This window comes from Algoriphagus sp., from assembly GCF_039969895.1.
Taxonomy (GTDB): domain Bacteria; phylum Bacteroidota; class Bacteroidia; order Cytophagales; family Cyclobacteriaceae; genus Algoriphagus.
In genome coordinates this window covers 123,332-134,799 of record NZ_JBDVMZ010000017.1, presented here as the reverse complement: position 1 = coordinate 134,799, position 11,468 = coordinate 123,332, and the positions used below count along the sequence as shown (strand labels likewise).

Annotated in this window: 11 protein-coding genes; 8 read left to right on the top strand and 3 right to left on the bottom strand. The window is 41.3% G+C overall.

Annotated elements, in window-relative coordinates:
• Window positions 1–23: 23 nt before the first annotated feature.
• The 5 genes from pheT to ABJH64_RS14280 all read left to right on the top strand — a co-directional run bounded on the left by pheT (window position 24) and on the right by ABJH64_RS14280 (window position 5,695).
• Window positions 24–2,438, top strand: coding sequence for a phenylalanine--tRNA ligase subunit beta (gene pheT, locus ABJH64_RS14300; protein ID WP_348275716.1), 2,415 nt, complete (start codon window positions 24–26; stop codon window positions 2,436–2,438).
• 2 nt (window positions 2,439–2,440) lie between these two features.
• Window positions 2,441–2,725, top strand: coding sequence for a hypothetical protein (locus ABJH64_RS14295; RefSeq protein WP_348275717.1), 285 nt, complete (start codon window positions 2,441–2,443; stop codon window positions 2,723–2,725).
• A gap of 1 nt (window position 2,726) precedes the next feature.
• Window positions 2,727–3,014 carry a cell division protein ZapA gene (locus tag ABJH64_RS14290; RefSeq protein ID WP_348275718.1) on the top strand — a complete coding sequence of 96 codons (288 nt, stop codon included), beginning with the start codon at window positions 2,727–2,729 and terminating at the stop codon, window positions 3,012–3,014.
• A gap of 68 nt (window positions 3,015–3,082) precedes the next feature.
• Window positions 3,083–4,648 carry a ribonuclease Y gene (gene rny, locus ABJH64_RS14285; protein ID WP_348275719.1) on the top strand — a complete coding sequence of 522 codons (1,566 nt, stop codon included), beginning with the start codon at window positions 3,083–3,085 and terminating at the stop codon, window positions 4,646–4,648.
• Between the two features lie 282 nt (window positions 4,649–4,930).
• Window positions 4,931–5,695: a zinc-dependent peptidase gene (locus tag ABJH64_RS14280; RefSeq protein WP_348275720.1), complete on the top strand. Its 765-nt coding sequence runs from the start codon at window positions 4,931–4,933 to the stop codon at window positions 5,693–5,695.
• 144 nt (window positions 5,696–5,839) lie between these two features.
• On the opposite strand, the gene ABJH64_RS14275 is transcribed toward ABJH64_RS14280, so the two are convergent.
• Window positions 5,840–6,655 carry a hypothetical protein gene (locus ABJH64_RS14275; protein ID WP_348275721.1) on the bottom strand — a complete coding sequence of 272 codons (816 nt, stop codon included), beginning with the start codon at window positions 6,653–6,655 and terminating at the stop codon, window positions 5,840–5,842.
• Between the two features lie 99 nt (window positions 6,656–6,754).
• On the opposite strand from ABJH64_RS14275, the gene ABJH64_RS14270 reads away from it, so the two are divergent.
• On the top strand, window positions 6,755–7,627 hold the full coding sequence (locus tag ABJH64_RS14270; RefSeq protein ID WP_348275722.1) for an SDR family oxidoreductase: 873 nt from the start codon (window positions 6,755–6,757) through the stop codon (window positions 7,625–7,627).
• Window positions 7,628–7,695: 68 nt separating this feature from the next.
• On the opposite strand, the gene ABJH64_RS14265 is transcribed toward ABJH64_RS14270, so the two are convergent.
• The gene (locus ABJH64_RS14265) at window positions 7,696–8,769 is read right to left on the bottom strand and encodes a PAS domain-containing protein (protein ID WP_348275723.1); all 1,074 of its coding nucleotides are present in this window, start codon (window positions 8,767–8,769) and stop codon (window positions 7,696–7,698) included.
• Window positions 8,770–9,088: 319 nt separating this feature from the next.
• Here ABJH64_RS14265 and ABJH64_RS14260 point away from each other — a divergent pair, with 319 nt between their 5' ends.
• Together ABJH64_RS14260 and ABJH64_RS14255 are read left to right on the top strand one after the other, a co-directional pair.
• The gene (locus ABJH64_RS14260; protein ID WP_348275724.1) at window positions 9,089–9,820 is read left to right on the top strand and encodes a DUF2092 domain-containing protein; all 732 of its coding nucleotides are present in this window, start codon (window positions 9,089–9,091) and stop codon (window positions 9,818–9,820) included.
• A 21-nt stretch (window positions 9,821–9,841) separates the two neighbouring features.
• On the top strand, window positions 9,842–10,837 hold the full coding sequence (locus tag ABJH64_RS14255) for a DUF6515 family protein (RefSeq protein WP_348275725.1): 996 nt from the start codon (window positions 9,842–9,844) through the stop codon (window positions 10,835–10,837).
• A 70-nt stretch (window positions 10,838–10,907) separates the two neighbouring features.
• Here the strand turns inward: ABJH64_RS14255 and ABJH64_RS14250 are convergent, their stop codons facing one another.
• Window positions 10,908–11,423: a DUF4494 domain-containing protein gene (locus ABJH64_RS14250; protein ID WP_348275726.1), complete on the bottom strand. Its 516-nt coding sequence runs from the start codon at window positions 11,421–11,423 to the stop codon at window positions 10,908–10,910.
• Window positions 11,424–11,468 lie beyond the last annotated feature (45 nt).

The window sequence follows — 11,468 nt, the reverse complement described above, 5'->3', positions numbered from 1 at the left end:
CTAATTGGTAATAGTTGCTTTTAATGAAAATCTCAATCAATAGATTAAAAAAATATATCCCTCATACAGAATCGCCAGTGGAAATCGGCGCATTGCTGACTCAATCAGGTTTGGAAGTAGAAGGTTTGGGAGAATTTGTTTCCATCAAAGGAGGTCTTGAAGGCATAGTGATTGGAGAAGTGTTGAACTGCGAAAAGCATCCAGACGCGGACAAGCTGAGCTTGACTACCGTAGATATTGGAGGCGAGGAGCCTTCTCAGATTGTTTGCGGAGCGCCAAATGTAGCCAAAGGCCAAAAAGTCTTAGTGGCAACTGTCGGGGCTACGCTATATCCTTCCTCAGGCGATTCATTTCAGATCAAAAAAGCTAAGATCAGAGGTGAAGTTTCTGAAGGAATGATCTGCGCAGAAGATGAACTTGGAATTGGTGCGAGTCACGCAGGGATCATGGTTTTGGATACGGATTTGCCAAATGGTACTCCAGCTTCAGAATACATTGAGATTGGTCTGGATCAGGTCTTAGAAATCGGGTTGACACCAAACCGTGCCGATGCAGCTTCTCACTTAGGGGTTGCTCGTGATTTGAAAGCACTTTTGGGAAAAGAATTAGTAATTGACTCTGCTCCTGAGCTCATCATGGAGGCTTCTGCTCCTGCTATTCAGGTGGAGGTAGAAAATGCTTCTGATTGCCCGCGCTATGCTGGTGTGGTGATTTCTGGGTTGAAAGTTGGACCTTCTCCAGCCTGGCTTCAGAATTTCCTGAAAGCCTTGGATTTGGAACCGATCAATAACGTGGTCGATATCACAAATTTCATTTTGCATGATTTGGGTCAACCACTTCATGCGTTTGACACAGATAAAATTTCCGAAGGGAAAATCATCGTAGGCAAGCTTCCAAAGAATACGGAATTCGTGACTTTAGACGAAAAGAAACGAAAGTTGTCCGGTGAGGAGTTGATGATTAAGGACGCTAAAGGCGGGATGTGTATCGCTGGTGTTTTTGGTGGAGCTGACTCAGGTGTTTCAGAAAGCACCACTTCTATTTTCTTGGAATCTGCCTATTTTTCCCCAGATATAATTAGAAAGGGTAGCCAGTTTCATGGCTTGAAGACGGATGCGTCTTTCCGCTTTGAAAGGGGAACTGATCCAAATATGCCCGTTTATGCGCTGAAAATGGCGGTGAAACTACTTCAGGAAATCGCAGGGGGAAAAGTGAGCTCTGAGCTAATTGATATTTATCCAGAGCCTATTCAGGATTTTGTGATTGAGGTGACTTATGGACATATTGATCGTCTGATCGGGAAGAAAATTGAGCCTTCGCGGGTGAAATCTATTCTGGAGAGTCTGGAGATCAAAGTTACAAATGAAACTGCCGAAGGGTTTACTGCTATTGCAAAACCTTACCGGGTTGATGTGACTCGTGAAGCGGACATCATTGAGGAGATTTTGCGAATCTACGGTTTTCATAATGTGGAGCTTTCTGAGAATCTAAAGACTGATTATTTGGCGGAGCATCCTCTGAAAGATCTGAACAAGTTGCAGTATAGATTGACGGAAATTTTGACTGGTCAGGGATATTACGAGATGATCACCAATAGTTTGACGAAATCAACTTATGCCGAGAAATCCGGCTTTTTGAATCCTGAGCAAAACGTAGTCATTTACAACAAACTCAGCGAGGATCTTGATGTGATGCGACAGAGTTTGCTGTATTCTGGACTGGAAGTTTTGGCTAGGAATATCAATAGGCGACAGACAGATTTGAAATACTTCGAGTTTGGCACCGTTTATCAAAAGACTGTAGAGGGGTATGCCGAGAGCAGAAGGTTGTCAATTTTTCTTAGTGGGAAAAAGACTGCTGAAAGCTGGTTGGAACCTACCAAAGCCTTTTCCTTTGCAGATATTTATTCTACGGTTGAAGGCATTTTGGAGAAGCTAAATATTGCAGCAGGTGAGATTTCAATGGTAGAAGCAGCGCCTTTTGCCTACGGTTTGAAGATCATGCTAGGTCAGAAGGAATTGGCCACAATAGGGTTGCTGGATGAGAAGATTTTGAAGCAAGCGGAAGTACGTCAGGAAGTGTGGTATGCCGAGTTGAATTGGGATTTGCTTTGCAAAAAAGCTTCAGGATTGAAGAAGTTTGAGGAGATCTCAAAGTTCCCAGAAGTGCGTCGAGATCTGTCTTTAGTAATTGACAAAACGGTGAGCTATGATCAAGTAAAAGCCGTTGCGACGAAGTTTGGAGGAAAATTATTAAAAAGAATTGGAGTTTTTGATGTGTACCAAGGCGACAAAATTGATGCAGGCAAGAAGGCCTATGCGTTAAGTTTTCACTTACAGGATCAGGAAAATACTCTGACCGATAAGGTAATTGACAAAACTATGAGTAAATTGATTCAAGCCTTTGAGAAAGAGGTAGGTGCTTTGATAAGAACATAGAAATGATTCAAGAGGAACTGCAAAAATTAGAGAAACTGGCAATACTGGCTAGTAGTAAATTGCTTGAAATGCGCGAGGAAAATGAGCAATTGAAGAAAAAATTATCCGAAGTCAGTAGTGCTTTGGATACAAAAGAGCAGGAAATCGAACATTTTAAAAATAAAATTAAAATTAGTAACATTGTGGACAACCAACCGGTGAATCCGGAACAGTCAACTGAAATGAGTGAACAAATCAATAATTATATACAAGAAATCGATCATTTAATCACCTATTTATCCGAGTGAAATGGAGAAAACACTTGCCATCAGATTAAAAATAGGAGATAGAGAGTATCCTATGCGCGTAAAGATTGAGGATGAATCCAAAATCCGCCATGCGGGCAAGTTGATTAATGAAAAATTAAAAAAGTATAAAGAGGAGTACGGACTAGACGACCACCAAGACCTTTTGGCGATGGTAGCCTTCGATTGCATGGTGGAATCCTTAGAAACTAGTCAAGTAAATACAGATGATTCCGAGCACATAAAATCCAGTATTTCTCACATCAACGCTCTTCTAACCAAAGCGTTATAATTATTCATCACACAAACATCAGAAGATTTTTCAGATTCCCCCAGGTTTAAATTATATCCAAAATACCCATGGGAGAAATACTATATATTGTCCTCGCAGCCCTCGTAGGGACTGGTGTAGGAGCCGCGATTGCTGGCGCATTGATAAAGAATAAAAATGCTAAACTGGAGGAAGAAACCCGTGAAAAGGTGAAATCCATGCTTAGAGAAGCAGAAATCAATGCAGAATCTATCAAAAAAGACAGAATTCTAGAAGCGAAGGAAAAGTACCTCAAACTCAAGTCGGAGTTTGATGAGGAGATGAATAATAAAAAGAATATTATCATCACCAACGAGAATAAAGTCAAGCAAAGGGAGCAGCAGGTTTCCAAAGAATTGGAGCAGGTAAAGCGAAAAGAAGCAGAATTGGAAAGCAAATCTGAGAATCTGAATGCGCAACTACACTCTGTAAAAGTGAAGAAAGAAGAGCTCGATCGTGTCACCAATCAGCGGATCACAGACCTAGAGAAAGTGGCCAATCTTACCCGTGAAGAAGCCCGTGATCAGTTAGTGACAATGCTGACTGAAGAAGCTAATTCAAGAGCATCTTCTCAGATCAAAGACATTCTGGACGAAGCAAAACTAACCGCAACTAAGCAGGCAAAAAAGATCGTGTTGGATACTATTCAGCGTACTGCCACTGAGCATGCCGTGGAGAATTGCGTGTCTGTTTTCAATATAGAAAGCGACGATATCAAAGGTAAAATCATCGGTAGAGAGGGTAGAAACATCCGAGCGCTGGAAGCAGCTACCGGTGTGGAGATCGTGGTTGATGATACGCCAGAGGCTATTATTATTTCCGGTTTTGACCCGGTGCGAAGAGAGATCGCAAGGCTTTCACTCCACAGATTGGTGCAGGATGGACGTATTCACCCGGCTAGAATCGAGGAGGTAGTAGCCAAAACTGAAAAGAACATCGAAGAGGAAATCGTCGAGATCGGTGAGAGAACATGTATTGATCTCGGTATTCACGGTCTTCACCCTGAGTTGATCAGAATGGTTGGACGTTTGAGATACAGATCATCTTATGGTCAGAACTTACTGCAACACTCTAGAGAAGTGGCTAAGCTTTGTGCTACCATGGCAGCCGAAATGGGACTCAATGCGAAGATGGCTAAGCGCGCAGGCTTACTTCACGATATCGGTAAAGTATGGCATGAGGAGCAGGAACTTCCACATGCTGTGTTAGGTATGGAGCTTGCGAAGCGTTACAAAGAACACCCGGAGATTTGCAATGCCATCGGAGCTCACCACGATGAGATCGAGATGACTTCTATGATTTCACCAATTGTCCAGGCCTCTGATGCTATTTCAGGTGCGAGACCGGGAGCGAGACGCGAAGTAATGGATAGTTATATCAAGCGACTGAAAGATTTGGAGGAGCTAGCCTTGAGCTTTGATGGAGTGAACAAATGCTTTGCGATGCAAGCAGGACGTGAGCTGCGTGTGTTGGTGGATGCCGACAATGTAGATGACTCCACAGCAGGCAAGCTTTCTTTTGATATTTCTCAGAAAATAGAAAAAGAAATGCAGTACCCTGGACAAATTAAGATCACAGTAATCCGTGAGATGAGATCTGTTAATTACGCTAGATAAAATAGGGCTGGAAGACAGGAGACATAAGAATGTCCATACTTATACCGTTTGCCGTACCTAGATTTTAAATCAAAATGACAGTTACTGAAAAGTGGCTGTCATTTTTTTTATCGAAATTACCTTGGTTTGTGTCAGACAGACCAATTGCTGTTTTAGGTTGTGAGATGTAATAATCTATAAAAAAGCAAATACTAAACGTAAGTGGCGTAAGTTAACTTAGGAGTTAATTCTTATTTTGAGACTAGTAATTGATTAGATAACTGCCACCTTATTTATTTCCATATGCTTTTTCTGCATTCGCTTTTATCAGAGATTTTCGATTGGCTCTCGGACGGAGTTACTCACTTGAGAAGGATCAGAATCACGAATCTGGAGAGGACTATTTTGGAAAATAAATTCATCTATTACCAGCGGCTCAATCATAATCATCAGGAGGAATTCATTAAAAAACTAGAACTGGTATTGGCTGGGAAAACTTTTGTGCCTCGGGGAGCTATGACTGAAGTAACAACTGAGATGAGAATACTAATAGGTGCGACCATCGTGATGGTAACTTTCGGCTGGAATGACCTTCGTTTGCCTCATTTCAAAAAGATCCTGATCTATCCAACTACTTATTACAGCACGATTTCTAAGCAATATCATCGTGGTGAGGTTAATCCACGGCATGGAATTATTGTGTTGTCTTGGAGCTGTTTTCTGGAGGGAATGGAAGATCAAAAAGATGGGGTGAATCTAGGAATCCACGAGATTGCCCATGCCTTAAAACTGGAAAATCAAATATTCTATAATGAAGAGAGTGACTTCTTCAACCCTGAAGTTTATCACTCCTTTCAGCTGTTGGCGGACGAGGAAATAGTCAGGATCAATTCAGGTGTCCCTACAGTATTTCGTTCGAGGGGTGGTTTTGATGCTGATGAATTTTTTGCCGTTGCCTTGGAGACTTTCTTCGAAAAGCCCCAAGAGTTTTTTAGGTACAATCCCGAATTGTACGGGACCTTGGTAAGATTGATGCGGCAGGATCCGAGGGTTTGGGTGAAGAACTAGAATAGCCGGGCCGGTTCGGCAGATTTTCTTCAGGTAAAGAACCTTTGATTACGAGGAGTAGCAAACTTAGCTGGTGAGAGAATTAGAACTTACTTGTCTCGTTTTAATCCATCAATCACGTGTTGTTTGGGTAAGCTTTATCAGCTAATTACTTTGGTTAAGTAGTAACTTCTTTCCATCTGGCAAAATCGCATTAGCTGCAACTTTGCACTCCTCTGTGAGTGGGTCATAGGTGACCTTATACGTCACGCTTGAATTTGCACCTCGAGCTACTTTCCAATTCTCTGCTCCAGTCTTAGGTAGAATTTCATTTTGCTCGTAGCAAGAAATTGTATGATAGAGAGGGGTGGATATATCGATTTCAAATTCTCGTCCAGCAGCATTTACTCCATTGATTTTTCCTGTAGAAGAGAAACTAGTTAAAGAGTCATTGGTATATTTTCTTTCGTGAAGGAAAGTTCCCGAAAACTCAGTACTCAATTCGGTCTCAGTTTTTTCAAAGACATTGGTGAAATTCTCCACAAAAGTTGCTTGATTATCACTGCGAAAGGTACGGATTCCCTGAAGCGAATTTTCTTCAAAAAGGTAGTTGTTGTACTCCATTGTCCACTTCTGCCTAGGCGAAGCTACAGCCGTGTCAAATTGGATGATTAATTCACCTGCTCGCTGATAAGGTCCTGCTTGAAGACAGGCTGAACTCCCGGGAAAGCTCAAGGTTACTCTTTTGAATTTTTCATCCAGCAAAATATCGGGGCATCCGGGCAGGCCAACCGTATCGAATTGATGATATTGCTCCCAAGAGATCATCGCAAAATAAAGGCTTTCATTCCAATCTTGGGTGATACTAAAAAGTTCTCCAGCTTCTTTGGTCAAATCAGTTTGTATCATTTTGTCCTCATCTTCCTCACAGCTCATCAGAATAGGCAGAAGGATAAAGAAGCCTAAAATTAATTTTCTCATTAACGGGTAGTTGAAAATAGCGGAATTGGATAAGTTATTTCTTCTTCAATTACCAAGCCGAAATACCTATCTTCGAAATCGACGATAAACCACAAATTTATGATTTTAGCAGAAGGGATGCTCAAACCAGGAGCATTGAGAGATAAAAATATACTGGTAACAGGGGGTGGCACAGGCCTAGGGCGATCTATGGGCGAGTACTTTTTGGAACTAGGAGCGAATCTCGTGATTACCTCCCGGAAGCTAGATGTCCTCCAAGAAACTGCAAAGGAGATGATGGCTGCCAAAGGTGGAAAGGTAATTCCAATCGCGTGTGACGTGAGAGATATAGAACAAGTAGAGACTGTGTGGAAGGAAGCTACAGCTCAGCTGGGGCAGATTCATGTGGTGTTGAACAATGCTGCGGGAAATTTCATAAGTCCCACAGAGCGACTATCTACAAATGCCTTCAATACTGTGTTGGATATTGTCCTTAAAGGGACTTCACAAGTAACGCTGACTGCAGGGAAAGATTGGATTGCTAAAAAACAGGCTGGTACTTTTCTCAATATTGTGACTACCTATGCCTGGACTGGCTCTGGCTATGTAGTCCCATCTGCAGCGGCTAAGGCTGGAGTTCTGGCAATGACTCGTTCGCTGGCAGTAGAATGGGCGAAGTATGGAATTCGCTCGAATGCTATTGCACCTGGGCCCTTTCCTACCGAGGGTGCGTGGAGTAGGTTATTGCCGGGGGATTTGGTGAAGAAGTTTGACCCTGCCAAAAAAGTACCCGTGGGGAGAGTAGGGGAGCATCAGGAATTGGCAAATTTGGCTGCCTATCTGGTTTCAGATTATTCTTCTTACGTCAATGGAGAAGTGATGACTATCGATGGAGGGGAATGGCTCAAGGGGGCGGGAGAGTTCAATAACCTGGATGCGATTCCGGATGAGATGTGGGACATGATGGAAGCCTCAAGAGGAAAAAAAGCATGAGCCCCAAAGTGATTTGGGGCTATCTAAAAGCAAAATGGAAAATCAGGAATCTGTAATTTCTGAGGGCTCTATGAATATAAACTTGAGGAGTTGGTGTCGGAGGATAGCTCATTTTCTATGGATCTATTTTTTTGAACCGACTCCTTTATGCTCTTTTTGAGGGATTGATCGAGAAGTTTAGTTTCTTTTTTGATTAATTGCACGAGTCTCTTTGATTCATCGTTTTGAGGTTCACAGTCTAGGATTTCTAGGACCCCAAGGATGTTAGCTACTCTTGCGCGTAGGGTATGGGATTGTTCGAATGCCAGTTCTTTCAGGAAATAGTGATGTTCCTTCAGCCAAATTTCTTGTTTTTTTCTATCGGAAATATCCAATATACATCCGAGTATCTTAGTTGGTAATCCAGCGCCTGACCACTCAATAGTTTTACCAAAACCTAAAGCCCAGATTGTCTGATTAGATTTCTGGTTTATTCTGAACTCCCTTTTGAAAGGGATGTTTCCAGTGGTTTTAAAATGTCCATTCAGGTCTCTCAATAGACTGGAGAAATCTTCTGGGTGGATATGTTTTTGCCAAGAGATACTTGTAGCACCAGATAATTCATCTTGGGTATAACCCAGCATCTGCCCCAAACCTTGGCTGATTTTATCTCCTTTACTTAACAGGTCAAATTCCCAGAAGCCCAGTAATTTGTCTTCTAAAATGCTATCAATAATTTCTCTTCCTTCATGTGTTGTACTATCAAAAAAGTCTCCTAGACCAATATTGTAGGGCATAGTTTGCATGACGGGGTGTCCGATCCCTAAGCATGTACCGAAATCTTCTGATATGAAAAAGAACTCCCATTTAGTATCAACTAAGTCTCCTTGTGGATGTACAATCTTTTGAAGATCCACGGTGAAAGATTGGTGAGAATTTTTCCAGGCTTTGATTCGTTGGCTCTCGTATTTGGCCCAATTTGAAGCTACAAAACAATCAGCAAAATGGATCGGTTTCTCTTTGTTGTCGAAAAATGTAGGGACAGGCCCGATTCCTGAGTCTGAATTGATAACTCGGCCAGTTTTGTCCAAGGTGATTTGGAGAAAATATTCGGAAATTACTGCCAGGTGACTGAGTGCCTGAATAGCATCATAATTGTTCATCCTGTAAAGGTATGAATTCTTTCATTAGTTGATTTAAAAAACAAAAAAAATAGTATGAAATGCATATTATAGATTATGAAAAATCAATTGGTGATTTTAAATAAAATTTTTTAGTACAGGATGTCGAATTAAAAACTTTGATCTGTAAAGAGAGGAAAGGTGAGTTTTGGATGGGATAATGTAAGTTTCAATTGACATTTTCAATAGGACGTTTAATCTTCAGAAGCAAATTTTCCTATGTCCAAATTAGCTGCCTGGAGCTCATTAGTATGTTCTTTTTATTACATTTAGTAGTCGTTTTTAATCAAACTTAAATTTTATGTATAAAAAATGTTGTTTTGGATTAGGCCTGTTTTTATCCGTATTAATAGCCCAAGCCCAGGAATCAAGGACAGATACTACCGCTCTGATGATTTTGGATAAAATGAGTGGGGTTTTAGGTGAGTTAAAATCTGTAGGTTTTACCTCCACCATTGCCAATGATGTTGCTTACTCTGAAGACCTTTTCATCAAAGAGTTTACTTCTAGTCGAGTGCGGATTACTGGCCCGAATAAGTTTTCCATACGCCTTTCAGGTGAGAATAAGGACGACTTATATGCCTATGACGGGAGTCAGGTAGTTTATTATTCGTTCAAAAATAACATCTATACTGTAGCCGATGCGCCAGACAATGTGATTGAGACGATTGATTGGTTATACACGGATTTTAATGTTGAGTTTGCTACGGCAGATCTTTTCTACCCTTCTTTCTCAGCTGATTTTGCAGAGTATATGGATTACATTGAGTTTCTTGGAGTCACTCACATTGATGGAGAGCGGGTTTTCCACATAGCAGGTGCTAATGACAAGATCACAGTCCAATTGTGGATCTCTGATGATGCGTATTATTTACCCAGAAAAACACTAATCACTTATTTGGAAGGACAGTATGCGCATCAATTTCAGACAGATTTCACAGATTGGGAATTAAACCAAGAATATCCGGAGTCAATTTTTGAATTTATGCCTCCTCCAGGCGCTAGACAGATTACCTGGTTGAAGAAAAATTAATTAGGATTAAAATTAAAGACTATGAAAGCTATAAAGATTAAGTTATCAATCATACTGCTGGGGGTACTTGCAATGATTCTCATGCCAGATATCGTGGAAGCTCAACGTATGAGAGGAGGAGGAGCCAGAGGCGGAGCAAGACCAACTACTACTAGAGCCGCACCTAATCGAATGGCTCGCCCACAAGCTAGACCTGCCTCCAGACCCTCAGCAAGTAGGCCTACTGCTCAAAGCAGACCTAAAAACAGCAGTACCAGACCTACTGTCAATGGTGGCTCAAATCGTGTAACTAAAAAACCAAAAAATACCAGTAATGTAGCCAACATTAAGGATAATAAGATTGGTAACAACTCTGGAAATAAGATTGGCAACAATACCAATATTGGAAATAAGGTGAATATTGACAACAGTAAGAATGTCAATGTCAATGTGAATAACAGAAACAATATTAACGTGAGGAACAATAGGAATATAGGATACAGGCCTCCTTATAGACCTTATGTGCGACCTCCTTACAGATACGGAGGTTTCGGTTTTTATGCATTCAGACCTTACTACTATCACCCTTTTACACCTTTTTACTGGGGGCCAATGTGGCATCCATGGGGCTTCTTCGTAGCTACTCTAGCTACTACAGCTATTATCGTAAGTGTAGAGAACCAGAAATACCATTACGATGAGGGGGTTTTCTATGAAGAGTCTAATGATGGCTATGTAGTGGTAGAAGCTCCTCAAGGCGCAACAGTAAAAGTAATCCCCAGCGATGCTCAGATAGTAGAAGTTAGCCCAACAGTAAATAATTATTACTATGGTGGGACTTACTACGAAAAGGAAAATGGAGAATATACTGTGGTTGCCCCTCCGGCAGGAGCAATTGTAGATAAGCTACCCGAAGGTTCTGAAGAAGTGAAAGTGGGAGATCAAACCTACGTTAAGTACGGAGATACGTATTACCAGCCTGTTCAAGTGGATGGAAAGGACGCGTATGAAATCGTCCAGGTAGAAGAAGAAGGCTAAGTGATAGCACTGATCAAATACAAAAAGGCCGCAACTTGCGGCCTTTCTGCATTTGATTAAGAAGTAGTTTCTACTCCGTTTCTTGATCGACTTCTGATTCTTGTCTCACTTCTGATACAGGTCTGAAATTCCCAGCGGGTAATTGATCCGCTACCTCATCTCTCTCAAAGGGGAATACCTCTACGATAGCACTTTCCACTATATCCGGTACTCTAAAGCTCACGAGCATATTACCTAAGCTTTCCTGAATTCTATCATACGCCTCTTTGACGTCATTGGCTGTCACGATCATGTATTGAGTCACTTTTTTCTCTTTGCCACTTTCGCCATCAGCTACCATGTAGGATATTTTACACTTGTGCCAGATATCAGCATCTTCGTAGAAAAACACATCTACAATATTACTTTTGCTAATGCCAGTGACCTGGAAATCGCCCCTGATCTGCGAAGCTAGTCTATCGTATAGAATAGCCTCCGCCTCAGTGAAGGATACCGCATCTACCAGGTATTGCTCAGAAATATTCTTCAGCAATCCTTGTTCGTTTTCTTTCGCGTATTTGACTTTGCACAAAAACCAGGTTCTCATATTTATCTATTTAGAATTTCGAAGGTAAAATTTATACTTAAAAGG

What these genes read in the sequence shown, in the direction of transcription:
- pheT (WP_348275716.1), top strand. Translation starts at nt 24, where the DNA reads ATGAAAATCTCAATCAATAGATTAAAAAAATATATCCCTCATACAGAA.
- ABJH64_RS14295 (WP_348275717.1), top strand. Translation starts at nt 2,441, where the DNA reads ATGATTCAAGAGGAACTGCAAAAATTAGAGAAACTGGCAATACTGGCT.
- ABJH64_RS14290 (WP_348275718.1), top strand. Translation starts at nt 2,727, where the DNA reads ATGGAGAAAACACTTGCCATCAGATTAAAAATAGGAGATAGAGAGTAT.
- rny (WP_348275719.1), top strand. Translation starts at nt 3,083, where the DNA reads ATGGGAGAAATACTATATATTGTCCTCGCAGCCCTCGTAGGGACTGGT.
- ABJH64_RS14280 (WP_348275720.1), top strand. Translation starts at nt 4,931, where the DNA reads ATGCTTTTTCTGCATTCGCTTTTATCAGAGATTTTCGATTGGCTCTCG.
- ABJH64_RS14275 (WP_348275721.1), bottom strand. Translation starts at nt 6,655, where the DNA reads ATGAGAAAATTAATTTTAGGCTTCTTTATCCTTCTGCCTATTCTGATG.
- ABJH64_RS14270 (WP_348275722.1), top strand. Translation starts at nt 6,755, where the DNA reads ATGATTTTAGCAGAAGGGATGCTCAAACCAGGAGCATTGAGAGATAAA.
- ABJH64_RS14265 (WP_348275723.1), bottom strand. Translation starts at nt 8,769, where the DNA reads ATGAACAATTATGATGCTATTCAGGCACTCAGTCACCTGGCAGTAATT.
- ABJH64_RS14260 (WP_348275724.1), top strand. Translation starts at nt 9,089, where the DNA reads ATGTATAAAAAATGTTGTTTTGGATTAGGCCTGTTTTTATCCGTATTA.
- ABJH64_RS14255 (WP_348275725.1), top strand. Translation starts at nt 9,842, where the DNA reads ATGAAAGCTATAAAGATTAAGTTATCAATCATACTGCTGGGGGTACTT.
- ABJH64_RS14250 (WP_348275726.1), bottom strand. Translation starts at nt 11,423, where the DNA reads ATGAGAACCTGGTTTTTGTGCAAAGTCAAATACGCGAAAGAAAACGAA.